General features: G+C 68.3%; 24 protein-coding genes and 2 riboswitches. Of the genes, 9 read left to right on the top strand and 15 right to left on the bottom strand.

Annotation, left to right across the window (positions count from 1 at the left end):
* Positions 1-217 precede the first annotated feature (217 nt).
* The 4 genes from THITH_RS10950 to THITH_RS10965 are packed head-to-tail and all read left to right on the top strand — an operon-like array spanning position 218 to position 4,874.
* The gene (locus THITH_RS10950) at positions 218-2,248 is read left to right on the top strand and encodes a site-specific recombinase (protein WP_006748046.1); all 2,031 of its coding nucleotides are present in this window, start codon (positions 218-220) and stop codon (positions 2,246-2,248) included.
* 13 nt (positions 2,249-2,261) lie between these two features.
* Positions 2,262-2,645, top strand: coding sequence for a DUF6394 family protein (locus THITH_RS10955; RefSeq protein WP_006748045.1), 384 nt, complete (start codon positions 2,262-2,264; stop codon positions 2,643-2,645).
* 7 nt (positions 2,646-2,652) lie between these two features.
* The gene (locus THITH_RS10960; RefSeq protein WP_006748044.1) at positions 2,653-4,380 is read left to right on the top strand and encodes a potassium channel family protein; all 1,728 of its coding nucleotides are present in this window, start codon (positions 2,653-2,655) and stop codon (positions 4,378-4,380) included.
* A 23-nt stretch (positions 4,381-4,403) separates the two neighbouring features.
* The gene (locus tag THITH_RS10965) at positions 4,404-4,874 is read left to right on the top strand and encodes a CopD family protein (RefSeq protein WP_156925523.1); all 471 of its coding nucleotides are present in this window, start codon (positions 4,404-4,406) and stop codon (positions 4,872-4,874) included.
* Between the two features lie 30 nt (positions 4,875-4,904).
* Here the strand turns inward: THITH_RS10965 and THITH_RS10970 are convergent, their stop codons facing one another.
* The 4 genes from THITH_RS10970 to THITH_RS10985 form a co-directional block, all read right to left on the bottom strand.
* Positions 4,905-5,699: a lysophospholipid acyltransferase family protein gene (locus THITH_RS10970; protein ID WP_006748042.1), complete on the bottom strand. Its 795-nt coding sequence runs from the start codon at positions 5,697-5,699 to the stop codon at positions 4,905-4,907.
* Positions 5,700-5,882: 183 nt separating this feature from the next.
* Positions 5,883-7,304, bottom strand: coding sequence for a hypothetical protein (locus THITH_RS10975; RefSeq protein ID WP_025367497.1), 1,422 nt, complete (start codon positions 7,302-7,304; stop codon positions 5,883-5,885).
* Between the two features lie 313 nt (positions 7,305-7,617).
* A complete protein-coding gene (locus THITH_RS10980; RefSeq protein WP_006748040.1) occupies positions 7,618-7,974 on the bottom strand; it encodes a rhodanese-like domain-containing protein in 357 nt (118 codons plus the stop codon).
* An 86-nt stretch (positions 7,975-8,060) separates the two neighbouring features.
* Positions 8,061-10,088 (bottom strand): thioredoxin domain-containing protein, encoded by a 2,028-nt coding sequence (locus THITH_RS10985; RefSeq protein WP_006748039.1) that lies wholly within the window; start codon positions 10,086-10,088, stop codon positions 8,061-8,063.
* A 94-nt stretch (positions 10,089-10,182) separates the two neighbouring features.
* Here THITH_RS10985 and lgt point away from each other — a divergent pair, with 94 nt between their 5' ends.
* The 4 genes from lgt to THITH_RS11005 all read left to right on the top strand — a co-directional run bounded on the left by lgt (position 10,183) and on the right by THITH_RS11005 (position 12,907).
* A complete protein-coding gene (gene lgt / locus THITH_RS10990; protein ID WP_006748038.1) occupies positions 10,183-10,980 on the top strand; it encodes a prolipoprotein diacylglyceryl transferase in 798 nt (265 codons plus the stop codon).
* Positions 10,977-11,807: a thymidylate synthase gene (locus tag THITH_RS10995; RefSeq protein ID WP_006748037.1), complete on the top strand. Its 831-nt coding sequence runs from the start codon at positions 10,977-10,979 to the stop codon at positions 11,805-11,807. The genes lgt and THITH_RS10995 overlap by 4 nt, the downstream gene beginning before the upstream one ends.
* A complete protein-coding gene (locus THITH_RS11000) occupies positions 11,804-12,310 on the top strand; it encodes a dihydrofolate reductase (RefSeq protein WP_006748036.1) in 507 nt (168 codons plus the stop codon). The genes THITH_RS10995 and THITH_RS11000 overlap by 4 nt, the downstream gene beginning before the upstream one ends.
* A gap of 147 nt (positions 12,311-12,457) precedes the next feature.
* Positions 12,458-12,907: a bacteriohemerythrin gene (locus THITH_RS11005; protein ID WP_006748035.1), complete on the top strand. Its 450-nt coding sequence runs from the start codon at positions 12,458-12,460 to the stop codon at positions 12,905-12,907.
* Between the two features lie 103 nt (positions 12,908-13,010).
* Here the strand turns inward: THITH_RS11005 and znuB are convergent, their stop codons facing one another.
* Together znuB and THITH_RS11015 are read right to left on the bottom strand one after the other, a co-directional pair.
* The gene (znuB, locus tag THITH_RS11010) at positions 13,011-13,823 is read right to left on the bottom strand and encodes a zinc ABC transporter permease subunit ZnuB (RefSeq protein WP_006748034.1); all 813 of its coding nucleotides are present in this window, start codon (positions 13,821-13,823) and stop codon (positions 13,011-13,013) included.
* Positions 13,813-14,628: an ATP-binding cassette domain-containing protein gene (locus tag THITH_RS11015; protein ID WP_006748033.1), complete on the bottom strand. Its 816-nt coding sequence runs from the start codon at positions 14,626-14,628 to the stop codon at positions 13,813-13,815. The genes znuB and THITH_RS11015 overlap by 11 nt, the downstream gene beginning before the upstream one ends.
* Before the next feature lie 81 nt (positions 14,629-14,709).
* On the opposite strand from THITH_RS11015, the gene THITH_RS11020 reads away from it, so the two are divergent.
* The gene (locus THITH_RS11020) at positions 14,710-15,897 is read left to right on the top strand and encodes a zinc ABC transporter substrate-binding protein (protein WP_006748032.1); all 1,188 of its coding nucleotides are present in this window, start codon (positions 14,710-14,712) and stop codon (positions 15,895-15,897) included.
* 48 nt (positions 15,898-15,945) lie between these two features.
* Here the strand turns inward: THITH_RS11020 and THITH_RS11025 are convergent, their stop codons facing one another.
* The 9 genes from THITH_RS11025 to THITH_RS11065 all read right to left on the bottom strand — a co-directional run bounded on the left by THITH_RS11025 (position 15,946) and on the right by THITH_RS11065 (position 26,188).
* Positions 15,946-16,305, bottom strand: coding sequence for a diacylglycerol kinase (locus THITH_RS11025; protein ID WP_006748031.1), 360 nt, complete (start codon positions 16,303-16,305; stop codon positions 15,946-15,948).
* A 120-nt stretch (positions 16,306-16,425) separates the two neighbouring features.
* A complete protein-coding gene (gcvPB, locus tag THITH_RS11030) occupies positions 16,426-17,943 on the bottom strand; it encodes an aminomethyl-transferring glycine dehydrogenase subunit GcvPB (protein ID WP_006748030.1) in 1,518 nt (505 codons plus the stop codon).
* Positions 17,944-18,069: 126 nt separating this feature from the next.
* Positions 18,070-19,428, bottom strand: a complete 1,359-nt coding sequence (gene gcvPA / locus THITH_RS11035; protein WP_006748029.1) for an aminomethyl-transferring glycine dehydrogenase subunit GcvPA — start codon at positions 19,426-19,428, stop codon at positions 18,070-18,072.
* Positions 19,429-19,561: 133 nt separating this feature from the next.
* Positions 19,562-19,954 (bottom strand): glycine cleavage system protein GcvH, encoded by a 393-nt coding sequence (gcvH, locus tag THITH_RS11040; RefSeq protein ID WP_006748028.1) that lies wholly within the window; start codon positions 19,952-19,954, stop codon positions 19,562-19,564.
* 78 nt (positions 19,955-20,032) lie between these two features.
* Entirely contained in the window at positions 20,033-21,121 is a 1,089-nt protein-coding gene (gene gcvT, locus THITH_RS11045; protein WP_006748027.1) for a glycine cleavage system aminomethyltransferase GcvT, read from the bottom strand.
* A 62-nt stretch (positions 21,122-21,183) separates the two neighbouring features.
* Positions 21,184-21,275: riboswitch (glycine riboswitch) on the bottom strand.
* Positions 21,276-21,277: 2 nt separating this feature from the next.
* Positions 21,278-21,374: riboswitch (glycine riboswitch) on the bottom strand.
* A 476-nt stretch (positions 21,375-21,850) separates the two neighbouring features.
* On the bottom strand, positions 21,851-23,026 hold the full coding sequence (locus tag THITH_RS11050) for an FAD-dependent oxidoreductase (RefSeq protein WP_006748026.1): 1,176 nt from the start codon (positions 23,024-23,026) through the stop codon (positions 21,851-21,853).
* Complete coding sequence (locus tag THITH_RS11055) at positions 23,023-24,279, bottom strand: FAD-dependent monooxygenase (RefSeq protein ID WP_006748025.1); 1,257 nt, start codon at positions 24,277-24,279, stop codon at positions 23,023-23,025. The genes THITH_RS11050 and THITH_RS11055 overlap by 4 nt, the downstream gene beginning before the upstream one ends.
* Positions 24,279-25,625, bottom strand: a complete 1,347-nt coding sequence (pepP, locus tag THITH_RS11060) for a Xaa-Pro aminopeptidase (protein ID WP_006748024.1) — start codon at positions 25,623-25,625, stop codon at positions 24,279-24,281. The genes THITH_RS11055 and pepP overlap by 1 nt, the downstream gene beginning before the upstream one ends.
* Entirely contained in the window at positions 25,622-26,188 is a 567-nt protein-coding gene (locus THITH_RS11065) for a UPF0149 family protein (RefSeq protein WP_006748023.1), read from the bottom strand. The genes pepP and THITH_RS11065 overlap by 4 nt, the downstream gene beginning before the upstream one ends.
* Positions 26,189-26,194: the final 6 nt, after the last annotated feature.

The following is a 26,194-nucleotide window of genomic DNA, read 5'->3' on the forward strand; positions in this document are numbered from 1 at the left end:
GCGTCCTCCTGCGTGTTGGGTTGCTCGGTCCCCCGCCACGGGCCCGCGAATGCCACGACACATGGTCTGCACCGGACCCCGGTTCCCTGGCGTGTGGGTACAGCCTGTCGACGCCGCAACGAATCCCCGCATTCCCGATCCTGGTCCGGCGCGGCGGCACCTATAATCAGACTACCCGCCCAGCCGATCGCCGGCTTCGGCAACCACGACGAGGATCATGAATACCACGACCGCGGATTCCGTGCTGGCCAGGCTCGCCGATGACGAGGACAGGGATCTCGCCGACACCCTCCGGCTGCTGGTGGACTGGCTGCGCCCTGCGCCGCACCAGCGCCACCTCGCAGCCCCGGTAATCGCGCGGATCGAGGAGCTCGTGGTCGCCCTGCGCGCGGATCCCGGACGGCGCCAAGTGCTGCGCGAACGCCTCGAGCAGGGTCTGGAATCAGCCCGGCACCTGACCCTCTACACGGGCATCGGCCTGTTCTCCCGTCGCGGTTTCCTGCGAGAACTCGTCGAGCGGATGTACGAGCGGGTGAACCCCAGGCCGATGGAGCGCCGCGACCTGAAGGACGTGCTCGCGTATGTGTTTCACCAGCCCAGCGACGCGGACTGGGTGTCCGCGCTTCCCGACGATGCCTGGTGGCGGCTGTTCGAGGCACTTGGCTGCGGCGCGGAAGAGCATCCGGTCGTGCTCCAGCGAGCGCGTGACGAGATCCTCTACGCCCTCGAGATGCTCTCGATGTGGATCGCCGCGGAGGAACTGGAGCCCGAGCTGCTGCGTCTCGATCCGTCGATCGCCGAACGCAACTCCGCGTTCGTGGCACAGCAGCGGGAACTCGGCCGTTTCATCGAGGCGTACCGCGCCTGGCTCACCGACCCCTCGCTGGCACGCCACGACGACCGCCATGCCCGGGTGCTGCTCGACCAGTGTCGGGAACAGATCGCCCGCCTGCGCCGCCGTGCAGTCACCCGCGGCAGCAGCGTCTCGCTGACTCACTTGCTCGAGCGGCTGGATCAGACGCTCGCACGCATCGAACGGCTGCTGGACATGCTCGACCCGAGCGACCCGACGGCTGCCCGCAGCGCCTGGGCGACCCTGTTCCGGGAACTGGTCGCCGCCAACACCCGCCGCTACAGCGTGCGCACCCTGTGGCAGGAAAACATCGGTCTGCTCTCGCGCAGCGTGACCCAGCGGGCCAGCGAGACCGGCGAGCACTACATCACCCAGAACCGCGCCGAGTACCTGGAGATGTTCCGTTCGGGCGCAGGCGCGGGCCTGATCATCGCGCTGATGGCGCTGATCAAGATCCAGGTCGAGGCGCTCGATCTCGCCGCCGGGGCCCAAACCTTCTGGGTCAGCATGAACTACGGCCTGGGATTCGTTCTGATTCACATCCTGCATTTCACGGTCGCCACCAAGCAGCCGGCGATGACCGCCGCGCGCCTCGCCGCCGCGATCGAAGAAAGCGACCGCGGCACCGCCAGCCCGGCGAAGCTGGCCGACCTGCTGATCCAGGTGGGCCGCTCGCAGTTCATCGCGGTGCTGGGGAACGTGAGCATCGCATTGCCGGTGGCGGTTCTGGTCGGGTGGCTCTACGCCCTGGCACTGGGATCGCCCGTGCTAACACCCCAGGGCGTCGAATACCAGCTCCATCAATTGAGTCCCGTGGCCGGTCTCGCCCTGTTCCATGCGGCAATCGCGGGGGTATGGCTGTTCGTCGCCGGCCTGATCTCGGGATTCTTCGACAACCGCTGCGCCTACCTGGAACTCCCCGATCGACTGCGCGGCCATCCGCTGCTGCGCCGGCTCCTGTCCGAGCGCAAGCGCGACCGCCTGGCCAACTTCGTGGCGCACAACTATGGCGCGCTGTTCGGCAACTTCTTGTTCGGGGTGCTGCTCGGCGTAACCGGCTACATCGGCTACCTGCTCAGCCTGCCTCTGGACATCCGCCACGTCGCATTCGCCTCGGCGAACCTGGGCTATGCCACCGCAGTGCAGATGCCGGGTGTGTTCGAATGGCTGTTCTATCTGGTGCTGGTGCTGCTGATCGGTGCGGTGAACCTCTGGGTCAGCTTCGGGCTCGCGCTGTATGTCGCGCTGAAGGCCCGCGGCACCCGCATTGGCGCACTGGACCGGGTGCTGAAGGCCTACGCGCGTCGCATCCGCGAACGCCCGCGGGAATTCCTGCTGCCGCCGGCCCAGGTGCGGGAAGCGAGCGACGCGTCGGGGAAAGACCGCCAGGACTGAAACGGGAGCCATCATGAACCTCGAGAAGGTGATTTTCGGATTCTTCATCATTCTGGCGCTGACGCTGAATTTCGGCTTCGTGCTGGGCGAGATCGACAACCCCGCGCACCACAACGTCTACGAGCTGTTTGCCGCGATCGTGGTCAATCTCGTCGCCACGCTGCTCAAGTTCGGCGACCGCACGCAGACCGGTGCACTGCTGCTGGCGACATCGCTGGTGGCGATCCTGCAGCTCTTCGCGGCCGCGGTCGTTTGGGGCTACGCGGTGAACATCAGCGCCACCGGCCTCGACGCGATGATGATGGCCAGCATCGTCTCGCTGGCCGCAGGCGCGATGATCGCGAATGTCATCTCGGTCGTGCTGCTGATCGCAGACACCATCGTGCTGCGCCGCTGAGCCCGCCATGGACAAGGTGCTGTCGTTGTTCCTGCGGCGGATGCGCGCGCCGCTGCTCGCACTCACCGCGGCCTACAGCATCTCGGTCACGGGACTGGTGCTGATCCCGGGAATCGACGATCAGGGAGAGCCCTGGCGCATGGACTTCTTCCATGCGTTCTACTTCGTCAGCTACATGGCCACCACCATCGGCTTCGGCGAGATTCCGCATGCCTTCAGCGAAGCGCAGCGGATGTGGACCACGGTCACCGTCTACCTCTCGGTGATCGCCTGGCTGTACGCGATCGGGAAAATCCTGACCCTGGTGCAGGATCCGACCTTCAAGCTCGCCGTCTCGCAGCAGACCTTCGACCGCAGCATCCGCCGACTGCGCGAACCATTTTTCATCGTCTGCGGGTACGGCGACACCGGATCGCTGCTGGTCCGGGCACTGCTGCGCCGGCGCAAGCGCGTGGTGGTGATCGACCGCAACCCGGACTGCCTCAACGACCTCGCGCTTTCGGACACCGACATCTTCGTCCCAGGCCTGATCGCCGACGCCAGCGTGTCGGCCCGGCTGCAGTCGGCGGGGCTTTCCAATCCACTCTGCCAGGGCGTGGTCGCGCTCACCGACAGCGATGAGGCGAACCTGAAGATCGCGATCACGGTAAAGCTGCTGAATCCCATGCTGCCGGTGATCTGCCGCGCGGAAAGCGCCGACACCGAGCGGAACATGCAGTCCTTCGGCACCGACCAGGTGATCAACCCCTTCCACACCTTCGGAGACCGGCTGGCGCTGGCCCTGCACTCCCCGGCGCATCACCTGCTGCATCAGTGGCTCAGCAGCGTACCGGGCAGCAATCTGCCGATGCCGCTGTATCCGCCGCGCGGGCGCTGGATCCTCTGCGGCTTCGGCCGCTTCGGCAAGGCGGTGCACGCGGGACTCTCCGGGGAGCAGGTCGAAGTGGTCGTGGTGGAGGCGGACCCCGAGGGCACAGGGTGCGCCGAGGACTGTGTGCAGGGGCGCGGCACCGAAGCCGAGACCCTGCGTGAGGCCGGAGTGGCAAGCGCCGCCGGCATCGTTGCCGGCACCAACAGCGATACCAACAACCTGTCGATCCTGATGACCGCGCGCGATCTGAGCCCCGAGCTGTTCATGGTCGGCCGCCAGAATTCCGACGGCAACGGGGCGCTGTTTGCCGCGGCCGAGCTCGACCTGGTGATGCGGCACAGCGAGACCATCGCCGAGGCGATCCTGTCGCACCTGACCTCGCCGCTGCTGCCGCTGTTTCTGCGCCGATCGCGCGATCAGGACAGCGACTGGGCGAACGAACTGATCAGCCGAATCGGCGCCGTCACCGGTGAAAGAGTACCGGCGGTCTGGGCGGTGCGCCTGGACCGGGACACGGCTCCGGCACTGCTGGAACGGCTGCGGACGGCGCCGGTCACGCTGGGCGAATTGCTGTCCCACCCGCACCAGCGCGAGCGCCGCCTGCCCTGCCTGGCGCTGATGCTGCGCCGGGGCGCGGACCGGCAGCCGCTGCTGGCGCCCCAAGACAGCGAGACCCTCGGCGAAGACGATGAAATCCTGTTCTGCGGCCGCGGCGAGTCGGCGGCCCGCATCGCCCGCGAACTCCAGGACCCGCATGCTCTCGAATTCCTGCTGACCGGCCGTGACCGCCCACAGGGCTGGCTATGGCGCCGTCTGGGCAGTACCCCAAGGCCCGGGGCGGGTGGTACCTTACCGCCTTCCTGAATCAACCTGGGAGTTTCCCCGAGATGTCCAACGTACTGATCAGCGTGATGTTCGGCCTGCACGCCCTGTCGGCAGCCGTCTGGGTCGGCGGCATGTTCTTCGCCTACATGGCGGCACGGCCGGCCGCAGCCAAGGTGCTCGAAGTCCCCGAGCGGACGACCTTCTGGCGCGAGAGCTTCGCTCGGTTCTTCCCCTGGGTCTGGGGCATCGTGATCGTGCTGCTGGCCACCGGCTTCTGGCTGATCTTCGGCCTCTACGGCGGCATGGGGAACGTGGGCGTCCATGTGCATTCGATGCTGCTGCTGGGGCTGATCATGATGGCCATCTTCGCGCACATCGTATTCGCACCCTACCGGCGCATGCGCCAGGCCATCGACGCGGAGAACTGGCCCGAGGCCGGCCGCCGGCTCGGCCAGATCCGGATGTTCATCGGAATCAACCTGCTGCTGGGCCTGGTCACCATCGTGCTGGGCAGCGCCGGCCGGTACTGGTAGCCCCCACCGCACCCGCCAGCCACGGAAGGCTCATGCCCGGCGCCGCGGCACGCGCCTGTCGCCGGCGATCGCGCTACGGCCGTCGCCCGGCAGCCCGAGCGTGGCGCGCACCGCCTGGCGCGCCGTGTCCGCCAGTTCGCTCCGACTCGACGCCTCGGTAACGGGCAACTGAGGCAACAGGTGAACCTGAACCACCGTGCGCGGCTGGCAGAGGATCCGCCATGCGTGCAACATGAACCATTCGCCACCCACGAATGCGGCCACTGGCGGCCCGCCGTCGGGGCCGCGTTCGTGCTCGATCGCCACCGGCTGAACCGGGGTACCGGTATCCACCGCCGCAGCGAACAGGCGCGGATGAAAGTGCCGTACCTCGGTACCGGTAGTGGTGGTGGCCTCGGGAAAGAGCACCACGCGCTGGCGCGCGGCCAGCGCCTGCGCCATATCGCGCAAGATCTGCGAGGAACGGTGGGCGCCACGATGGATGAACAAGGTGCCGTTGCGCCGGGCCAGCCAGCCGATCAACGGCCACCGCGCGACTTCGGCCTTCGACAGAAACCGCAGGTCCAGCACCGCACCCAGCACCGGGATATCCAGCCAGGACACGTGGTTGGCCACCACCAGCGCCGGACCGTCCGGTGCACGTCCGTGAACGCGGATCTCGACCCCGGCGAGTGCCATGGCTCGCCGGTACCACCGGCGCCGAATCTCGGCCATCCGCGTCTCGCCCGCTGGGCCGAAACCGTAGCGCAGGGTCAACCAGAGCCCGTAGAACAGGTACGCAATGATCCTGAGCAGCCTGTAACCGCCCCGCAACTTGCTCGACATGGAATCCCCTCGTGGCGGCCGGAATCGGCACGCACCGCAAGTGCCGATGGTACCGTTGTGCAGCGCCCCGCACACCTGCGGGACGACCGGCCGGCATGCCTGCGGGTTCGCCCGCGGCGTTGCCGAATGCCGTGCGACGCCCGCCAGCGTCCGATCGACCCCCAGCGCCGGACCCGCCGGTACTCAGCGTGCCGCGGCCTTCAGCTTGGCGCGGATGTCGTCGGTCAGCCACTGGGCTTCGGCATGCGCGTCGCGGGTCGCCGGGCTGTTCATCCACCCGAGTTTGACCCGACGACCGTCGCCGAGCCACAGGCGCAGGTAGAAATACGGGGTTTCCGGCGAGGGGGCGATCACGGGTTCGACCCGGGCGATATCTTCGGGGGCGTACTCCCGCCAGCGACCCAACCCCGCGAACCGGTTCCGGACCAGCACGCGTCCCGGCTCGATCACCAGCCGAGTCGAAGCCGTCCACATCTGCAGCGTGATCAGCGTCAGCACCAGGGGGAATAGCCATCCCCACAGCGAGGATGCGGCGATCACGCTTCCGGGGACCTGGCTGTACCCGTAGCCCGCGAACACCAGCAGCGTGACGGCGGTCATCACCATCGCTGCCCGTCTGGCCCTGCCGGGGGCCCAGTAGTATTCGGTGCCGCCCGCATCCGTGGCCACGATGCGCAAATCCAGCGCCGCGGCCGGATCGAAGGCGGGTTCGCGCACTTCGCGCGATTCGCCCTGCCGCGACTCGGACGCCCGTCGCGTCTCGGTAACAAACACCGGAACATCGAAGTGGGCGCGATAGTCGACACCAGGCACTGACGCAGCGACCTCGACGCGCCAGAGGGTGCCGTCTTCGGTTCCGAAGACCGTGGTCGGCTGCCCGTCGTGTGGAATCGGAAATTCCACCGGGATCACGACCCCGCCCTCGCGCCCTCGCGACAGTTCCTCGGTACCGAGTTCGCGATCCTGCTCCCACAGCTTCCGGTAGTGGGTTCGGCGCTCTTTGCCCGAGCGCTCGGTGGTGCGCTGGTAGTTCACCAGGCGCAGGGTCACCCGTTCACCGGGCTGCAGTTGCAGCCGGGTATGCACCTGCCCCTGCAGGCTGCCGCCGATTCCCCCTGGCGGCGCACCCAGCTCGAAGGTCGAGACGCCATAGCGCAGGTAGCTCAACGTGACGTGGACTGCACCGCCCAGCAGAAACAACCCGATCAGCGGGAACACCAGGATGAACAGTGCTGCCCACTCGCCGGTCTCGAGCGCTTCGCGAACGACCAGGTACGTAGCCGGAAACGCGACCGCGTTCCAGATCAGCGCCGCCACCCAGAGGCCGAGCCCGCTCTTGTCGCTGTGCCGAATGCGCCTGCTTGCCCAGTCCGCGCGCCACATCCACGGCTGGCCGGGATAGCGCCGTTCCACGGCGCTGCGCGCAGCGCGTGCAGCCTGCCGAGCCCGCCAACCCACGAACCCCGCTGCCAACCCGATCACCACGACCCCAGCCACGATGGCTTCGAAAATGCCGGGGCCGCCGGTTCCGAAGAATCCGCCGGAGAATTCCAACCACAGTGCAGCCACCGCCGGCAGAGACGCCAGGACGAGCAGGCCAACCAAGAACTTCCTGTGCCGAGGCTTCGCGGTTCCAGGATCCGTGCCAGGCCGCATACGCATCTTCTTTCTTCCTTTGGTATCTGCCGGTCGGCTGCCAACGTCCTTCGCTGGCGGTGTTCGCGCCCATTGGGCCGCGCCAGCATGCCCCGCCTGTGCGGTCCCGGCGACGGCCGCGACCGGACGATCCGCGCGAGTATCGCCGATCGTAGCGCTGAACGGGCGGTTTGACAGCGGTTGGTCAGCAAAAAGATGCACCAGCGCTTGCACGGTGGTCCGATCCCGGACGGACACGGCCCGGCACCGGGGTGACCTCCGGTCAGGGCAGCGGGCCGGTATACGGTCCGGTCTCGGTGGGCAGCTCTTCGGCATCCCACAGCCGGATGCCGCCGGCCACGTTCACCACGTCTGAAAAACCCATCTCCTCGAGCACCACCGCCGCGAGTGCCGACCGGGCTCCGGTCGCGCACAGCAGCGCCACCGGACGATTTCGTGCCTCGCTCAGCGCCCGGATCCGATGGCGGCTGCCGGGTTCGGCCGCCCCCTCCAACAGCCCCCGGGGGATCAGCAACGACCCGGGCACATGCAGGCGCTGGTACTCGTAGGGCTCGCGCACGTCCACGACCAGCCAGGGCTCGCCGGCCTCGATGGCTGCGTGCAGATCGCCGGGCGTCATCTCGCGGATCCGCGCGCGGGCCTCGGTAACCAGGTCCGCCAGGGTTCTGCGGGCCTTCGCGGGCCTGGAAGGTCGGGAGCGGGTCGTCACAGTGCCGCCAACAGCGACTCCAGGTCGTACTCCGGCGGTGCGCAGGCCGTGCCCCGACAAAGGTAGGCGACCACCCGATCGGGCGCAGTGGGATGGCCGCACTTCCCCGCCAGCGCCGGCGGCAGGCCCTGCCCGTTCGTGGGCAGCGCGAACGTCCATGCCGGCGGCAGCCGCTCTCGGATCGCACGTTGCCAGCGGGCGGTCGCCGCTTCGGGCCCGCGCAGGATCACCAGCGGCGGCGGATCGCGATGCAGGTCCAGTGCCCGCAGGAGGCTCATGTGCCCGAGCGGGGACTCCTCCATCATCGGGCCGGCATTGGTGAGCGTACGCTCGACCGCGTCGAGGTAACGCGGTTCGACCAGCAGGTATCCGAGCTGCAGCAAGGCCTGCGCGGCAACGCCGTTGCCGGCGGCGATTGCGTCGTCCGCGTACACCTTCGGGCGCTGAATCAGCGCCTCGTGGTCGACTGCCGTGTAGTAGAAACCGCCGTGCGCGGGATCGGCGAAGTCGCGCAGCAGCCCGTCGGCCAGCGTCACCGCCCAGTCGAGCCATTCGACACGCCAGCGCACGCGCAGCAGGTCGAGACAGGCCGCCAGCAGCAGCGCGTGGTCGTCCAGGCAGGCGCGCGGCATTGGCGTGTCCGCCCCTTCGCGGTAGCTCGCGTACAGCCGGCCGTCGCGCCACAGCAGCCGCCGCACCGCCTGCAGCGCGGTTTCGGCATGGTCCAGCCATCCTGGCTCGTCCAGCGCCTCCCCGGCACGGATCAGACCCGAGATCATCAGCGCGTTCCAGGCACCCAGGATCTTATCGTCGCGATGGGGGCGCTCGCGCCGTTCGCGCGCCTCGAGCAGCCGCTCCCGAGCCGCCTGCAGCAGCGCCTGCGCGGTATCGGGTGCCAGATCCAGCGCCGCCGCGGCCGCGTCCGGTTCCTCGGCCTCGCGCAGGTGCCAGCGGCCCTCGAAGTTCGGCGGGCGATCGAGGCCCCAGACGCGGCGGGCCAGGCGCCACTGCTCGGGTTCCAGCAGCCGCTCGACCTCCTCACGCTCCCAGACGTAGAAGCGCCCTTCCTCCCCCTCGGAGTCGGCGTCGAGGCTCGAATGGAAGGCCCCGGAGGAATCGTGCATCTCGCGCAGCAGCCAGCCGACCGTCTGGTCGGCCACGCGGCGGGAGCGGGCATCGCCCTGCGCCGCCGCGTAGAGCCCGAGGAGCGGCCCGTTGTCGTAGAGCATCTTCTCGAAGTGCGGGATCATCCACTGTGCATCGACCGAATAGCGGCAGAAACCGCCGCCGACCTGGTCGAACAACCCGCCACGGGCCATTGCGGTCAGTGTCCGTTCCAGCATCGCGCCGGCCTCGGCGTCGCCGTGGCGCTCGGCGTGCCAGAAGAGCCATTCCAGCATCGCGGGGTGGGGGAACTTGGGCGCGCCGCCGAAGCCGCCGTGCTGCGGGTCGAAGTCGCTTTTCAGCGCGGCGCGCGCGCGGTCCAGCAGGCCGGCGTCGGGAATCGTGCCGCCCTCGGGGTTGTACATGCGCGTCAGCGCCTGTTGCAACGCGGCGTTCTGCTCGGCGATCTGTTCGGGATGCTCGTCCAGAAAGTCGGCGACGCGCTCGAGCACGTCCAGGAACGCAGGGAGCCCGTGTCGGGCCCGGTCGGGGAAATACGTTCCGGCAAAGAACGGTACCTGGTCCGGGGTCAGGATCACCGTCAGCGGCCAGCCGCCCGGGCGGCGGGTCAACAGCATGTGCGCATGCTGGTAGATCCGGTCCAGCTCGGGTCGCTCCTCGCGGTCGACCTTGATGTTCACGTAGCGCGCGTTCATCACCCGCGCGGTTCCCGGATTCTCGAACGATTCGTGCGCCATCACATGGCACCAGTGGCACGCCGAATAGCCGATCGAGAGCAGGATCGGCCGTTGCTCGTCGCGCGCCTTATGCAGCGCCTCGTCGCCCCAGGGGTACCAGTCCACCGGGTTTTCCGCATGCTGCTGCAGATAAGGGCTGCTGGCCCGAGCCAAACGGTTCATCGAACTCCTCGGATCGTTCGGGACGCGAAGCGCCTTCGCCTTCGGCGCAGGTTCGGTTTAGACTGCGGTGTCGCATCAGCCAGCGCAAGCGCCCATGCCCGTTCACCCATTTATCGATCCGGTCGCGATTACCCTGGGGCCGTTCCGGCTTCATTGGTATGGGCTGATGTATCTGATCGGCTTCCTGGCCTTCTGGTGGCTGGGCACGCGCCGCGCGCGGCGCGCCGATTCACCGCTGACGCCCCACCAGGTCGGCGACCTGCTGTTTTGGGGCGTGTTGGGCGTGATCGTCGGCGGGCGCCTGGGCCATGTGTTCCTCTACAACTTCGATAGCTTCCTGCAGGACCCGCTGATGCCGTTGCGGCTGTGGGAGGGCGGCATGGCCTTTCACGGCGGCCTGATCGGGGTGCTGCTGGCGATCGCGTGGTATGCCCACCGTCTCGGCGTGTCGTTCCTTCGGCTTGGCGACTTCGTCGCGCCGCTGATTCCGATCGGCCTCGGCGCCGGACGTATCGGCAACTGGATCAACGGCGAGCTCTGGGGCAAGCCCACCGACCTGCCCTGGGCGATGGTCTTCCCCGCGGCGGACTACCTGCCACGGCATCCGTCGCAACTCTACCAGGCCTTTCTGGAAGGCCTGGTCCTGTTCACCGTGCTCTGGCTGGTGTCGCGCAAGCCGCGGCCAACCGGCCTGATCTCCGGGTTGTTCCTGGCGCTTTACGGCAGCTTCCGGTTCCTGGTCGAATTCGTCCGGGTGCCGGACGCCCATATCGGGTATCTCGCGTTCGGCTGGCTGACCATGGGACAGGCGTTGTCGGCGCCGCTGATCCTGGCCGGGCTGGCGCTGATCTTCTGGTCCCGCCGAACCCCCGGACGCAAGGCCGCCGCATGAAACCGTACCTGGATCTGGTCCGCCATATCATGGACCACGGCGTCGATCGCCCCGACCGCACCGGCACCGGCACCCGCTCGGTGTTCGGCCACCAGCTGCGCTTCGACCTGTCCGAAGGATTTCCGCTGGTGACCACCAAGCGCACGCACTTGCGATCGGTGATCCACGAACTGCTGTGGTTCGTTCGCGGCGACACACGCCTGGACTATCTGCACCGGCATGGCGTCCACATCTGGGATGAATGGGCGACCGAAGACGGCAGCCTGGGACCGATCTACGGGGCCCAGTGGCGCCGCTGGCCGACCCGCGACGGCGTCGTCGACCAGCTTGCGGAACTGGTCGAGCAACTGCGCCTGCGGCCTCATTCCCGGCGGCTGCTGATATCCGCCTGGAACATTGCCGACCTGCCCGATGAGGCCCACTCGCCACAGCAGAACGTGCGGGCCGGCCGGATGGCGCTGGCGCCCTGCCACACGCTGTTCCAGTTCTACGTGGCCGAGGGGCGGCTTTCCTGCCAGCTGTACCAGCGTAGCGCGGACGTGTTCCTGGGCCTTCCGTTCAACATCGCCTCCTACGCCTTGCTGACCCTGATGCTGGCGCAGGTGACCGATCTTGCGCCGGGCGATTTCGTGCATACGCTGGGCGACGCGCATCTGTACCTGAACCACTTCGAGCAGGTGCACGAGCTGCTCGAACGGGAACCGCTACCGCCACCGACGATGCACCTGAACCCCGAGGTGCGCGACCTGTTCGCCTTCCGGTTCGAGGACTTCCGCCTGGAGAACTACCAGAGCCATCCGCCGATTCGGGCGCCGATCGCGGTATGACGCGCTTCGGGGAGATCGACCCGAGGGTCGAAATCGTCGTCGCGATGGACCCGGACCGGGTGATCGGGCGCAACAACGCCCTGCCCTGGCACCTGCCCGACGACCTGCGTCACTTCCGGCGCCTGACCACCGGGCACACGGTGCTGATGGGGCGGCGCACCCACGAATCGATCGGCCGGCCGCTGCCCGAGCGGCGCAACCTGGTGCTGACCCGCCAGCCCGGATGGACCGCGCCGGGGGTGGAGGCCTTTGCCGACTTCGAAGAGGCGCTGCAAGCGGCGGGCTCCGGCCGCGTGTTCGTGATCGGCGGCGCCGAACTCTTCGAAGCGGCACTGCCGCGTGCGGCGGTGCTGCACCTGACCCGGGTCCACCAGCGCTACCCGGGGGACGTCCGTTTCCCCGAATTCGGCAACGACTGGGTGCTGGTCTGGGCGGAGGAACATGCTCCGGACGAACGCCACGCCAGCGGCTTTACGTTCCAGCGACTGGAACGCCGGGGCTGACCGGCGAGTCTCATTACTGTCGCAGCCGGGGAGACGCGGTGCGCCCGGAACCTCGGCGGCTGCGTGACCTTCGGGCGCGTGTTGTTCTACCCTGCCGATGCGGCGAAACGGGCAGCCTGCCCCGCGGCTCGCCGCAAGGAGACGGAGATGCCTTACCTGGCCTGGTCCGACGAGCTCGACACCCATATTCCGGAACTCGACGCCCAGCATCGCGTGATGATCGAACACGTGAACCGGCTGGCGGCGGCGGCATCGTCCGGCTCGTCGCGGCAGATTCGGGAAGCGATGGCCGCACTCGCCGACTGCGTGCGCCAGCATTTCGCGTTCGAGGAGCGGGTGCTGGAGATGATCGACTTCGCGGGGCTGGAGGAGCATCGCCAGACCCATCGCAACATCCTGGCCGAACTCGACGACTATCGCGCCCGCCTCGAGACCGCGTCGCCCGCGGAAGCCGAGGAGCTGGTGGACACCCTGGGCCCGTGGGTCGTCGAACATATCCGCCATGATGACGTGGACTTCGGGCCGACCGTGCGCGAATGGCTCCGCGACGCGGCTCCGCCCAACGACCCGTTCCGGCAGCTGGTCGGCGACAGCTGAGACCGCCTGCCCCGCCCGGCCTTCCCCACAGGAGTACCCGCCTCGCCTGCCAGCGACGCAGGCTGCGGCCTACGCCGCCGGCCGGGCGCCGTGGTACTGTTGCCTAACCCGACTTCGGGCGCCGCCGGCGGATGCCCCTCGGCAGGAAATGCAGCGCCACGAACGCCAGCATCGCCGCCACCACGATGCTCGGGCCGGTGGGCGTGTCATGCGCGAACGAACCCCAGATTCCGGCCAGCACGGCCAGCACGCCGAAACCGGCCGCGAACAGTGCCATCTGCTCGGGAGTGCGTGCGAAGCGCCGCGCCGTCGCTGCGGGAATGATCATCAGCGACGTGATCAGCAACACCCCGACGACCTGCATCGCGCTGGCGATCACCAACGCGATCAGCAGCATCAGGCCGAGCCGCACCGGCAACACCGGCACGCCCTCCACCCGCGCGAGTTCCTCGTGCACAGTGATCGCCAGTAGCGGGCGCCACAGCAGCAACAGCAGCAGCAGCGCCAGCAGCCCGCCGATCGCGATTGCGAGCAGGTCGGCGCGGCTCACCGCCAGGATGTCGCCGAACAGATAGGCCATCAGGTCGACGCGCAGGCCCTCGACGAAGGCGATGGCCACCAGGCCGAGCGACAGCGCGCTGTGGGCGAGGATCCCCAACAGCGTGTCCGACGCGAGTTCCTGCCGGCGCTGGAGGATCACCAGGAGCACGGCCACTGCGACACAGACCAGCGTCACCAGCAGATTCAGGTTCAGCCCCAGCAGAAAACCCAGAGCCACCCCGAGCAGCGCCGAGTGCGAGACGGTGTCGCCGAAGTACGCCATCCGCCGCCAGACGACGAAAGCCCCCAACGGGCCCGCGACGACGGCGACCATTACGCCGGCGAGGATCGCCCGGGTCAGGAAGTCATCGAGCACGATCGGGCCCCTCTTCGGATCGGCCCACCGGGTGCACCTCCCCGGCCAGATCGTGCACGTGGTTGTGATGGTGGGTATAGATACCAATGCCGCGCACGCTTGCATCGGGGAACAGGCGCTGGTACTCGGGATGCCGGCTGACTTCCTCCGGCCTTCCGGTGCAGCAGACATGCTGATTGACACAGACGACCACGTCGGCCGCGCCCATCACCAGGTGCAACTCGTGCGAGACCATCAACACGCCGCATCCGGTCGCCTTGCGCAGCCGGTCGATCAGGTCGAACACCTCGCCCTGGCCGACCACATCCACCCCCTGCGCCGGCTCGTCGAGCACGAGCAGATCCGGGTTCGAGAGGAGCGCCCGGGCCAGCAGCACGCGCTGCATCTCGCCCCCGGAAAGCGTTTGCACCGGTGCGTCGAGCAAGGGCTGCACCCCGACCTGTCGCAGCACCTCGCGCAGACGATCCAGCGGCGCGCGATGACGCAGCGTCAGGAAACGGCGCACCGACAGCGGCAGGATCGCATCCACCTGCACCCGCTGCGGCATGTAGCCGATCCGGATCCCGCGGCGGCGCACCACCCGGCCGCCGCTCGCGGGCCAGAGGCCGAGCAGCACCCGCAGCAGGCTGGTCTTGCCCGCGCCGTTGGGCCCGATCACCACCACCACCTCGCCGCTGCGGACGGTCAGCGAGACGTCTTCCAGAATCGACCGGCCCGTACGTTCCAGGCACAGCCCGACTCCTTCGAGCAGTGCCGTGCCCTCGGGAATCGATCGCGTCCGCGCGTACTGGCTAGCCTGACTCATATCGATATAGTATAACGTTTTCCAGATGCCGTCGCGGGTCGGCGCGCATCCCCACAACCCCTTCGATGGAGGCCCCACTGCATGCAATTCGGCAAATTCCCGGCAATCGGAGCGCTCCTGTTTGCCACTGCGTTCGGGACGTCGACGGTCCAGGCCGAAACGCGGACCGTCGTCGCATCCATTCTACCGGTGCACAGCCTCGTCGCGGCGCTTGTCGACGGCGTGCACGATACCGAGGTCCTGATGCCCGCCAGCGCCTCGCCGCACGGCTATGCGATGCGGCCATCCGAGGCACGGAGGCTGCAGGATGCCGACATGGTGGTCTGGGTCGGCCCCGACCTCGAAACGTTCCTCCAACGCGCGCTCGCTGGATCGCGCGAAGGGCGCAAGGTCGTCACCTTGATGGAGGATCTCGATCTCGAGCTGCTGCCCACCCGCGAAGGCGGGGTCTGGGAGGCGCACTCGCACGACCACGGGCATCACGACCACGGGCATCACGACCACGGGCATCACGACCATGGGCATCACGACCATGGGCATCACGACCATGGGCATCACGACCATGGGCACCACGACCATGGGCCTCACGACCATGGGCACCACGACCACGGGCACCACGACCACGGGCACCACGACCACGGGCATCACGACCACGAGCATCACGACCATGGGCATCACGACCATGGGCATCACGACCATGGGCATCACGACCATGGGCACAATGACCACGGGCATCACCACGGGGAAATGGATGCCCATATCTGGCTGTCGCCGGAAAATGCGCGACGGATTGCGATCGGCATGACCGATGTGCTGGCGGGCTGGGATCCGGCCAATGCACAGGCCTTCGCAGACAACCGCGACCGCCTGCTGGACCGAATCGACGCGCTGGATACCGACCTGCGCGCGCAACTGGAACCCGTGCGTGACCGGGCGTTCATCGTGTTTCACGATGCCTACCAGTACTTCGAACACCACTACGGGCTCAATGCCGCCGGCTCGATCACGCTGGATCCGGCACAGGCGCCCGGCGCCCGGCGGATCCAGTCTCTGCAGAACCGGCTGGCCGAGGATGACGTCGTCTGCCTGTTCACCGAGCCGCAGTTCCGCCCGGCGCTGGCGCAGATGCTGGTCGAGGGCCGGCCGACGCGCCTCGGCGACCTCGATCCGCTGGGGAGCGAACTCGAGCCGGGTCCGGACGCCTGGTTCGAACTGATGCGCGGACTCGCGGACGACCTGAGCGGCTGCCTCGAGGCGCCTGCCTCCTGAGCCCATCGGCGGCGCGGCCTGTCTCGGCAGAACAGGCCCGTGCCGCCGTTACAGCAGCACCAGCAACCAGACCACCGCGGCGTTGACGAAACTGAGCAGCACCGCGGCGGAACCCATGTCCTTGGCCCTGGCCGAAAGCGTGTGCAGCTCGCCACCGAAACGGTCGATCGCCGCCTCGATTCCCGAGTTCAGCAGTTCCACGATCAGGATCAGCATCAGGCTGCCCACCAGCAGCGCGCGCTCGACGCCGACGTCGGTCAGCAGAAAAGCCGCCGGGATCAGGACCAGGCACAGCAGCAGCTCCTGCCGGAACGCCTCCTCGTGGCGGAACGTCGAGCGAAGACCGCTCCAGGAGTAGCCGAAGGCCCGGACGATCCGGGCCAAGCCTCGATGATTGCTGTACGCCATGCACCTGATCCCGTCTGCTGCTTCGCCGCGAGGTAGAGAGACTTTGCGGTCAAAACCGGCAGCATAGCGCGCCTGCCACCCCGCCAGGTTACGGCTCGGTGACAGCGTCCCGGCGTGTCGTCAGCCGCGGGTACCCGAACGCAGGCCGGCGGGCTGCTGGGCCGGCTCTTCCTCGCTGCGATAGACCACGTCGAGGCGCTTTGCGGCCGCGACCTCGTTGAAACGCCGGTTCGGCAGCCGGTGCGGCGCACCCTTGATGGTGTCGATATCCCGCTTGGCTTCGTCGAGGATCGCGGTCATCGCCGCGACGAAGCCGTCCAGCGTCTCCCGGGATTCGGTCTCGGTGGGTTCGATCAGCAGGCACTCGGGGACCAGCAGCGGGAAGTACGTGGTCGGCGCGTGGTAGTCGTGATCGAGCAGCCGCTTGGCCACATCCATCGCGGTCAGGCCGGTCTCCTTCGCCTGCCGCTTCAGCGTGACGATGAACTCGTGGGTCGCGCGGCGCTCGGGAAACGCGAGGTCGAATCCCGCGCGCTGCAGTTGTGCCATCAGGTAGTTCGCGTTCAGCGTCGAGTACTCCGCGACGCGGATCATGCCTTCGCGACCGAGCATGCGCATGTACACATACGCCCTGAGCAGCACCCCCGCGTTCCCGGCGAATGCCGACAGCCGCCCGATGCTCTGCGGAAATGCGTCTTCCTGACCCTGCCGATAGACACCCGCGTCGTCGCGAACCACCACCGGCACCGGCAAAAACGGCAGCAGCCGGGTGCTCACACCCACCGCACCGGCACCCGGCCCACCCCCGCCGTGCGGCGTCGAGAAGGTCTTGTGCAGGTTCATGTGGATCACGTCGAACCCCATGTCACCGGGACGCACCTTGCCCAGTATCGCGTTCAGGTTGGCGCCGTCGTAGTACAGCAGTCCTCCGGCGTCGTGCACGATTGCCGCGATCTCGCGGATATGCCGCTCGAACACGCCGAGCGTCGACGGGTTGGTCAGCATGATCCCCGCGGTCTGCGGCCCGACCGCCGCACGCAATGCGTCGAGATCGACGTCGCCGCTGGCACCGGTCGGGATCTCCCGCACCCGATAGCCGCACATGATCGCGGTCGCCGGGTTGGTGCCGTGGGCGGCGTCGGGCACGATGATCTCGCTGCGGGCGTCGTCGCCACGCGCGCGATGGTAGGCCCGAATCATCGCCACGCCGGCGAATTCGCCCTGCGCACCGGCCATCGGCGTCAGCGACACCCCGCTCATGCCGGTCACCTCGCGCAGCATCTCCTGCAGCTCGAACATCGTCTGCAGAAAGCCCTGGCTGTGCTCCGGCGGCGCCAGCGGGTGCCGGTGCAGCAACTCGGGCAGCATCGCGAGGCTGTTGCAGGCACGCGGGTTGTATTTCATCGTGCACGAACCCAGCGGGTAGAACTGGGTGTCGATCGAGAAGTTCTTCTGCGACAGCCGCGTGTAGTGGCGAACGACATCCATCTCGGACACGGCTGGAAGTCCGAGCGGCGAGCGCCGGCGCAGCGTATCCGGGATGCCAGCGTCCACCCCGGTGCTGCGCGGTGCCTGGGCCGTGGCGGCCCGCCCCGCGCGCGCGCGATCGAAAATCAGGCTGGAGTCATGCTGAGTCATGCGACAGGTTCCGGTGTAAGGGTTCCCGGCAGTCGCGGGAAGCCGTGAATCGAAATGACGGGCCGGCGTGCGCTGGGCCCTCGTCCCCTCGGGCACTCGCTGCGCCGGCGGCCGGTGGCCGCGTCGTCACGCCGCGGTCGCACGGGCCAGCGCCGCTGCCAGACGGTCCAGGTCGGCGTCGGTCTTGGTTTCGGTCGCACAGGCCAGCACACCGCCGCGCAAGTCGGGATAGTCCTGTTCCAGCGCATACCCGCCAAGCACGCCCTCGCCGGCCATCCGCGCCAGAATGCCGGTGGCATCCGGGCCGAAATCGAACACCCGTTCGTGGAAGTGGTGCCCCTCGAACCGGGGCCGGATCCCGTATTCCGCAAGGCGATCGGTCAGCGCCCGGGTGTTCGCCCAGCAGGCCTCGGCGACCCGTGTCAGCCCCGCGTCACCCAGCAGGGCCATGTGGATCGTTGCCGCGGTAACCACCAGACCCTGGTTGGTGCAGATGTTCGAGGTGGCCTTCGAACGGCGGATGTGCTGCTCCCGCGCCTGCAACGTCAGCACGAAGCCGGGGCGGCCGTCGGCATCCTCGGTGCGCCCCACGATGCGCCCCGGCATCTGGCGGATGTGTTCGCGGCGTGTGGTCATGAAGCCGAAGTACGGGCCGCCGCTGGACAGCGGCGCTCCGAGCGGCTGACCCTCGCCGACCACGATGTCGGCGCCGCGGTCACCCCATTCGCCGGGCGGCTTGACCAGTGCCAGCGCGACCGGATTGACCACCGCGATCACCGGCACGGCGCGGGCCTCGGCCCAGCGGGTCAGCGCGTCGGCGTCCTCGAGCACGCCGAAGAAATTGGGCTGCGCGATCACCAGCGCGGTGATGTCGTCCTGCTCGAACCCCGCCAACCGCTCGGGATCGATGCCACCGTGGCGCTCGTCCCAGGGCAGTTCGGTGAGTTCGATGCCCTGGTTCCCGACGATCGCGCGCACGACCGCGCGGTAGGCCGGATGCAGCGCACCCGGCACCAGCACCCGGTTGCTCTTCGACCGCCGGTTGATGCGCACCGCCATCAGCACGGCTTCGGCCAGCGCCGACGCCCCGTCGTACAGCGACGCATTCGACACTTCCATGCCGGTCAGCCGGCTGACCATCGTCTGGTACTCGTAGATCAGCTGCAGCGTGCCCTGCGAGGCCTCCGCCTGGTACGGGGTATAGGCGCTGTAGAACTCCCCGCGCGTCGCGATCTGCCAGACGGCTGCCGGGATATGGTGCTCGTAGGCGCCGGCGCCGATGAAGCTCAGCGGCATGCCGTCGCGCCCGGCCCGATCCCGCATCAGTCGCGCGATCTCCATTTCCGTCAGGCCCTCGGGAATTCCGGACAACGGCGGGGTCCGCAATTCCGCGGGGATCTCGTCGAACAGGCTGTCGATCGACGTCACGCCGATCTGTTCCAGCATCTGGCGGGTATCGTCTTCGGTGTGCGGGATGAAAGGCATGGGCAATTTCTCGGGCAGATTCGGGGGTCGGTTCAGACACGCCCGGGGCAGCCCGCGGATGCAGCACCCGGCGCCCGGGCGCGCGTCGGGCCGCAGCGCTGGGGATCCGGGGCCGGACCGCGGGACGGCAGGTTCATTCCTCGCTGGCTACCAGTTCGGCATAGGCGTCGGCGTCCAGCAGTGCATCGAGGCCGGCAGCATCGGTGGGCTGGACCCGAAACAGCCAGCCCTCTTCGAACGGCGATTCGTTGACCCGTTCCGGGCTGTCGGCCAGTTCCTCGTTGACTGCCACCACCTCGCCGGACACCGGTGCGTAGACATCGGATGCGGCCTTCACCGACTCGACGGTCGCGCAGGGTTCGCCGGCCTGCACCTGCGAGCCCGGTTCCGGCGCTTCCACGAACACCAGGTCGCCCAGCAGCGTTTGCGCGTGATCGGTGATCCCGACGGTCAGCGAACCGTCCTCCTCCTGGCGCACCCACTCGTGGCTCTTGCTGTATTTCAGATTCGTTCTGGTTTCGGTCATCTCGAATTCCTCGGGTAGCTTGAACAGTTGCGGTCCCGGCCGGGTGCCGTCCGCCGGGGCGCGGAACGGGAGTCGCTCTCAGCCGATCTGCGACTTGCCGTGGCGTACGAATACCGGCTTCACCACCCGAACCGGAAGCGGCTTGCCGCGCAGATCGGCGGTCAACGTCGCATTCGCGGAAGCCGCCGGAATCCGGGCCAGCGCGATGGACACGCCGAGTGTGGGCGAAAAGCTGCCGGAGGTCACCACGCCATCCCCGGCCTCGGTTTCGATACGCGTGCCGCCGCGCAACACGCCGCGGCCCTCGAGCACCAGGCCGACCAGCTTCTCCGGCACACCCTCGGCCCGCTGGCGTTCGAGTGCCTCGCGCCCGATGAACGCGCGGTCCTCGGGCTCCCAGGCGACCGTCCAGCCCAGATTCGATACCAGCGGCGTGGTCGTGGTGTCCATGTCGGTGCCGTAGAGATTCATGCCGGCCTCCAGGCGCAGGGTATCGCGGGCCCCGAGACCGACCGGGCGCACACCCGCGGCGAGCAGCGCCTCCCACAGGGACTCGGCCGTCGCGGCCGGCAGCATGATCTCGAAGCCGTCCTCTCCGGTGTAGCCGGTCCGGGCCACCATCCAGTCGTCGTTCCAGACTGCACTGAACGGCCGCAGCTCTCCCGCCACGCGCAGGTCGTCGGGCAACAGCGCCAGCATCCGGGAGACCGCATCGGGCCCCTGAACCGCCAGCAGCGCGAGTTCCGCACGGACCTCGACGCGAACCGTCGCAGGGTCCGCAAGCGCCCGCATGTGCGCGATATCGCCCTCTGCGGTCGCGGCATTCACCACCGCCCGATAGCCCTCATCGCCCCGCAAATACACGATCAGGTCATCCAGGATCCCGCCCTGCTCGTTCAGCATGCAGCTGTACAGCGCACGCCCCTCGGACTTGAGCTTCGCGACGTCGTTCGCAAGCAGCCGCCGCAGGAAGTCTTTGGCCCCGACCCCCTGGATGTCGACGACCCGCATGTGCGAGACGTCGAACACCCCGGCGGATTCCCGCACGGCGCGGTGTTCCTCGAGCTGGGAACCGTAGTGCAGCGGCATCTCCCAGCCGGCAAAATCGACCAGGCGCGCACCGGCGCGCTGGTGGGCGGAATGCAGGGCGGTGGTTTTCAGGGTCATCCGGACTCCTTGCAGCATGGCATCGATCACAACGAAAAGGGCGGCCGACAGCATTCGCCATCAGCCGCCCCTCTGTCCTGAAACCTGAGAGTTTGCGTTGCAGGCAACGCCCCCTTCGGTGGGCCGCATGCGGCCGCTCTCCAGAGTCTGCCTGAGTACACCTCCCCGGTCCTACAGCCTGAGCGATTCCGGGCGGACGTTGCGCCTTCGGCGGTCATCCACGATACGGATGACTCTCTTCCAAGGAGGTGCGGCAGCGGGGCGCACCCGCAGCCGGCAGTTGCAGCAAAGTCTAGACCAATACGGCGCCATCGCGAAAGCCTGCCCGATCGCCATGGGCATCCACTTGCCCGGCATTCATCGCAGGCATTCGCAGGATTGCCGCTTAAGTCCCTGAGGCATTAACACATCTGTCACTTTTCCACAGTACCTGTGGATAACTCTGTGGAAGAGTTGTCGCCAATCCCCTGCAGCCCCTATGGCTGCTCGCCTGGAATCAAACTGGCCAAATCTTGACCAAAATACGCAAGTGACTGTTTTTTCGTTAATTCAAAGGCCTCTAATGCTGCTCTGCGAAAACCGACGACGGCCCTTACTGCAGATCCACAAGAGGCTCCGAGGATGTGCATAAACAGGAATTGCAAGCCCCGGAAACCGGCATTTTTCCGAACGAAGAACAGCCGATAGGTGCCGATTACGCGGCCCCGCGATTCGGGGCTGCCCCACCGCTCAAAGCCCGAGTGCGCGCAGCGCGAAGAAACGCTTCAGCAGGTCTCTGCGGTCGGTCTGCCGCACGCCGGCGGCCCTCAGTGCCGCAACGAGCGGCTGGCGCGACCCGAACAACCAGCGCAGGCCTTCCATCGCCCGCAGCATCGTCTCGTTCTCGAGACGCCGGCTGCGGGTATATTCGCGCAGGCCAGCAGTGCCGGCAGGATCGCCACCGGCTTCGTCGGGCAGGGCCTCGAGCAGCGCCTGTACGTCGGCGAACCCCAGGTTCAGCCCCTGCCCGGCCAGCGGGTGGATGGTATGGGCTGCGTCGCCGACCAGCACCAGTCGCCCGCGTGCGTAGTCCTGCGCCTGCCGGCCCACCAGCGGGAACAGGTGGCGTGGCGACACCGACTCGATCGTCCCGAGCCGCCCGCCGAACGCGTCTTCCAGCGCCCGGGCGAAGGCGTCGTCGTCGAGCGCCATCACCGCCTCCGCCGCGTAGTCGGGCTGGGACCAGACGATCGAGCAGCGGCCATCGGCCAATGGCAGGAACGCGACGATCGCGTCGTGATCAAAGCGCTGCCACGCGGTGTCTTCGTGCGCGAACCGGGTACCCACCGTCGCGACCACACCGCTCGCGTGGTAGGGCGTGCGGCGCACCGCGATCCCGGCGCGGGTCCGCAACGGCGACTCGCCACCGTCGGCGGCCACCAGCAGGCGCGTTCTGAGCACGCCGCCCCCCTGCAGGTGCAGGTCGACCCGGTCCGGGCGCCAATCGATCGCCCGCCAACGCGTCTCGGCACGCAGATCGGCCCCGTTGGCCTCCAGCGCCTCCCAGAGGCTCGTTTCCAGCGCCAGCAGTTCCACCGTCCACCCGAGCGCGGGCACGCCGAGTTCGTCGGCATCGAAGCGGATCGCCGCGGTACTGTGCGCATCCCAGACCTCCATGCGGTAGAACGCATGCCCGCGCCGGTCCAGTACTGCCTGCGCAACGCCGAGATCCTCGAGCAGGCGCATCGAGGCGGCATTCAGCGTCGCGACCCGGGTCACCGGGGTTCCTTTCGGAAACCGGGGCCGCGGGTTGCGCTCGACCAGCGCGACCCGCCACCCGGCCCGCAACAGGCCCAGGGCCGTGGCGGCACCCGCGGCGCCGCCGCCGACCACCACGCAATCGAACTCGCCGCCTTGCCCGGTCATCGCGACGCCTCGCGCCGCGGCGGCGCCTTCCGCGCCGCGGGCAGCTCGCGCAGGAGGTGACGCGGCTGCGGCTGCAGACCCATCGCCTCGGTGGCGAAGAATCGCCGCAACGGTTCCAGGCGGTCGAGCATCCACATCCCGGCACCCAGCACATGCCGAATCAGGCCTCCATCCGCCAGCATGCCGCGGGCCAGAAAGTCCGTGGCCGCGGCGACCCGGCCGATGTCGGCCTCGCGCGCGGCGGCGTAGGCCGCCAGCACCTCGCGGGCACCCGGATCGTCCGCGCGCAGGATACCCGCCGCCAGGGCGGCGACGTCGCGCAACGAAAGGTTCAGGCCCTGCCCGGCAACCGGGTGCAGTGCATGGGCGACGTTGCCGACCAGCGCCAGGCGCTCCGCATACAGGGATCGCGCCCGCAGCTGCTCCAGCGGAAACCGGCCGACCGGACCTCCAGCCGTCTGCAGTCGCCCGAGACGCCAGCCGAAACGCTGCTGCAATTCCGCCAGGCGGTCGAGGTCGCCAAGCTGCTGCCGGCGGTCACAGACCTCGGCGGGCGCGACCCAGACGACGTTCATCCGGTCGTCGGACTGCGGCAACAGGGCCAGCGGCCCCTCCGGCGTAAAGCGTTCGAAGGCGCGCCCCCGGTGCGCACGCGCCGGCCGCACGTCGAACACCAGCGCATCGGCATCGTAGCGGCGGCGCAGCACCTGGATCCCGGCGGCCGCGCGCGCGGCCGAATGGATGCCGTCGGCCGCGACAATCAACCGGGCGCTGATCCGCTGGTCGCCATCGGGGCCGGCGACCACCGCCTGCCGGCGTCCCCGTTTCGCAGCCGAAAGATTCTCGAACCCGGTTTCCTCCAGCACCCGGACCCCGGCCCGGGCCAGTTCCCCCGCGAGCAGCGCGTCGATTCGAGCAGCGGGAACGACCTGCCCCAGCGCCCGGATACCCTGGCTGTCGGAGTCCATGAACACGGTGCCCAGCGTGCCCTCGCGACTCACGTGGATCTCCCGAATCGGCGCCGCGAACGGCATCAGCGCCGGCCAGTAGCCGAGATCCTCGAACAGCATCACCGAGCCTGCGGACAACGCGTATCCCCGGGTGTCCGGGTTCGCATCGGCGTCCGGGCGGAGCCGCCCGCGCTCGGCGAGCAGCACGCTGCGACCGGCGCGCGCGAGAATGCAGGCAAGCAGCGCCCCGACCGGGCCCGCACCCACCACCAGCACGTCGCTGCGCAGCATACCGGCAGCCATCAGCGCACGCCGGATCCGGCCCGTGCCGGGACTGTCGCGCAGCAGGCCTCGACCGCTGCCACCGTCTTCGGGCAATCGGCGCTCAACACCTCATGCCCGGACCGGGTGATCGCGACGTCGTCCTCGATGCGGATGCCGATGTCGCGGAATCGTTTCGGGGCACTGGCCTGCGGGCCGAAATAAAGGCCCGGTTCGACCGTCAGCACCATGCCGGGCTCGAGCAGGCGCCATGCGTCGCCGATGCGGTAATCCCCGACGTCGTGCACGTCGAGGCCCAGCCAGTGCCCGGTGCGATGCATGTAATACGGCTTGTAGGCTTCCTTGCGTATCAGGTCTGCCGGCCGGCCCTTGAGCACGCCGAGTGCCTTCAGGCCGCGGGTCAGCACGCCCACCGCCGCGTCGTGCGGATCGTTCCAGTGGTTGCCGGGAACCGCCTTCGCGATTGCGGCGGCCTGGGCCTCCAGCACCAGCTCGTAGACTTCGCGCTGGGCAGAGGTGAACTGTCCCGACACCGGGAAAGTCCGGGTGATGTCGGACGCATACCCCTGGTACTCGCAGCCGGCATCGATCAACAGCAGGTCCCCGTCGCGCAGCGTGGAACGGTTCTCGACGTAATGCAGGATGCAGCCATTCTCGCCGCCGCCGACGATCGAATGATACGCCGGCTCCGCTCCGTGGCGGCGGAACTCGTGCAGCAGTTCGGCCTCGACCTCGTATTCGACCATCCCGGGCCGGCAGGCCTGCATCGCCCGGACATGCGCACCCGAGGAGATTTCCGCGGCATGGCGCATCATCCGGATTTCGCTGGCCTGCTTGAACAGGCGCTGCTCGTGCAGATGGTGCTCGAGCGCGACGAATTCGCGCGGTGCCCGCACCCCGGCACGCACCTTCGCGCGGACCTGGTTGACCCAGCCGAACAGACGCTGATCCAGCGCCTCGCTGTGGCCGAACGGCGCACACAGCGTGACGCGGTTCTCCATCAGCCCCGGAAGAATCTCGTCCACGTCGCCGATCGGGAATGCGCAGTCGGCGCCGTAGTCGGAAACCGCCCCGTCCGGTCCCGCGCGGCGACCGTTCCAGGTTTCCATCGCCGGATCCCGGTCACGGCAGAACAGCACGTATTCGCCGGCCTCGCGCCCGGGCACCAGCACCGCGATCGCCTCCGGCTCGGGGAACCCGGTCAGGTACAGAAAATCGCTGTCCTGCCGGAACGCGTATTCGACGTCGCGGTTGCGCAGGCGCTCGGTGGCGGCCGGGATGATCGCGATCGCCTGCTCGCCCAGTGCGCGCATCAGTCGCTGCCGGCGGCGGGCGAAATCCTTCGACGAAATCTGCGGTGTCTTCATTGCAACGGGATCGGGGTCCGGGGTGCGGCGGGGGCGCACTCGTCGGCCAGCAGCATCACCCCCACACGCACGTATTCCGTGAGTTCCGCCAGCGCCTGTTCGTGCTCCTCGGTGTCGTCGGGCTCCGGTTCGATGCGCGCGATCTCAGCAAAGTCCCGGAGCAGCTCGGCTGCCTGTGGCGACGGCGCCTGCTCGCCGGAGCGCGGGGTCTGTCCGAAGCCACCGAGGAAGCCATCGACCCATTCGCCCAGCGCCCGGGTGCGTTCCTGCAGACTGGCCGCCTCACCCGGAAGCATCGGCTCGAAACTCAGTTCGGCGTCGTTGAACGCGCGCAACAGATCGAGCCGCAGGGCCTCCACCGCTCTCGGCAGCAGCCCTGCCGCCGCCGTGGTCACCGGCTGCGCCTCCCCCAGCGCCCGCTCGAGCGCCGCACCCGTCGTTCCGGGGTCGGCAACGAGACATCCGGTCAGCAGGCCATGCGCGGCCGGTGCCGAGCACGGCAATCCCGCGGACCGGAGCAGTTGTTCCAGCCCGGCCAGGTCGGACTCCCGCGGCGCGGTCATTCAACA

This window comes from Thioalkalivibrio paradoxus ARh 1, from assembly GCF_000227685.2.
GTDB classification, from domain to species: domain Bacteria; phylum Pseudomonadota; class Gammaproteobacteria; order Ectothiorhodospirales; family Ectothiorhodospiraceae; genus Thioalkalivibrio; species Thioalkalivibrio paradoxus.

What these genes read in the sequence shown, in the direction of transcription:
- THITH_RS10995 (WP_006748037.1), top strand. Translation starts at nt 10,977, where the DNA reads ATGAAACCGTACCTGGATCTGGTCCGCCATATCATGGACCACGGCGTC.
- gcvH (WP_006748028.1), bottom strand. Translation starts at nt 19,954, where the DNA reads ATGACCGAAACCAGAACGAATCTGAAATACAGCAAGAGCCACGAGTGG.
- THITH_RS11015 (WP_006748033.1), bottom strand. Translation starts at nt 14,628, where the DNA reads ATGAGTCAGGCTAGCCAGTACGCGCGGACGCGATCGATTCCCGAGGGC.
- THITH_RS10970 (WP_006748042.1), bottom strand. Translation starts at nt 5,699, where the DNA reads ATGTCGAGCAAGTTGCGGGGCGGTTACAGGCTGCTCAGGATCATTGCG.
- THITH_RS10960 (WP_006748044.1), top strand. Translation starts at nt 2,653, where the DNA reads ATGGACAAGGTGCTGTCGTTGTTCCTGCGGCGGATGCGCGCGCCGCTG.
- THITH_RS10950 (WP_006748046.1), top strand. Translation starts at nt 218, where the DNA reads ATGAATACCACGACCGCGGATTCCGTGCTGGCCAGGCTCGCCGATGAC.
- gcvT (WP_006748027.1), bottom strand. Translation starts at nt 21,121, where the DNA reads ATGACCCTGAAAACCACCGCCCTGCATTCCGCCCACCAGCGCGCCGGT.
- THITH_RS11050 (WP_006748026.1), bottom strand. Translation starts at nt 23,026, where the DNA reads ATGACCGGGCAAGGCGGCGAGTTCGATTGCGTGGTGGTCGGCGGCGGC.
- THITH_RS10980 (WP_006748040.1), bottom strand. Translation starts at nt 7,974, where the DNA reads ATGACGCCCGGCGATCTGCACGCAGCCATCGAGGCCGGCGAGCCCTGG.
- THITH_RS11005 (WP_006748035.1), top strand. Translation starts at nt 12,458, where the DNA reads ATGCCTTACCTGGCCTGGTCCGACGAGCTCGACACCCATATTCCGGAA.
- THITH_RS10955 (WP_006748045.1), top strand. Translation starts at nt 2,262, where the DNA reads ATGAACCTCGAGAAGGTGATTTTCGGATTCTTCATCATTCTGGCGCTG.
- THITH_RS10985 (WP_006748039.1), bottom strand. Translation starts at nt 10,088, where the DNA reads ATGAACCGTTTGGCTCGGGCCAGCAGCCCTTATCTGCAGCAGCATGCG.
- gcvPB (WP_006748030.1), bottom strand. Translation starts at nt 17,943, where the DNA reads ATGACTCAGCATGACTCCAGCCTGATTTTCGATCGCGCGCGCGCGGGG.
- THITH_RS10965 (WP_156925523.1), top strand. Translation starts at nt 4,404, where the DNA reads ATGTCCAACGTACTGATCAGCGTGATGTTCGGCCTGCACGCCCTGTCG.
- THITH_RS11055 (WP_006748025.1), bottom strand. Translation starts at nt 24,279, where the DNA reads ATGGCTGCCGGTATGCTGCGCAGCGACGTGCTGGTGGTGGGTGCGGGC.
- gcvPA (WP_006748029.1), bottom strand. Translation starts at nt 19,428, where the DNA reads ATGCCTTTCATCCCGCACACCGAAGACGATACCCGCCAGATGCTGGAA.
- lgt (WP_006748038.1), top strand. Translation starts at nt 10,183, where the DNA reads ATGCCCGTTCACCCATTTATCGATCCGGTCGCGATTACCCTGGGGCCG.
- THITH_RS11000 (WP_006748036.1), top strand. Translation starts at nt 11,804, where the DNA reads ATGACGCGCTTCGGGGAGATCGACCCGAGGGTCGAAATCGTCGTCGCG.
- THITH_RS11065 (WP_006748023.1), bottom strand. Translation starts at nt 26,188, where the DNA reads ATGACCGCGCCGCGGGAGTCCGACCTGGCCGGGCTGGAACAACTGCTC.
- THITH_RS11020 (WP_006748032.1), top strand. Translation starts at nt 14,710, where the DNA reads ATGCAATTCGGCAAATTCCCGGCAATCGGAGCGCTCCTGTTTGCCACT.
- THITH_RS11025 (WP_006748031.1), bottom strand. Translation starts at nt 16,305, where the DNA reads ATGGCGTACAGCAATCATCGAGGCTTGGCCCGGATCGTCCGGGCCTTC.
- pepP (WP_006748024.1), bottom strand. Translation starts at nt 25,625, where the DNA reads ATGAAGACACCGCAGATTTCGTCGAAGGATTTCGCCCGCCGCCGGCAG.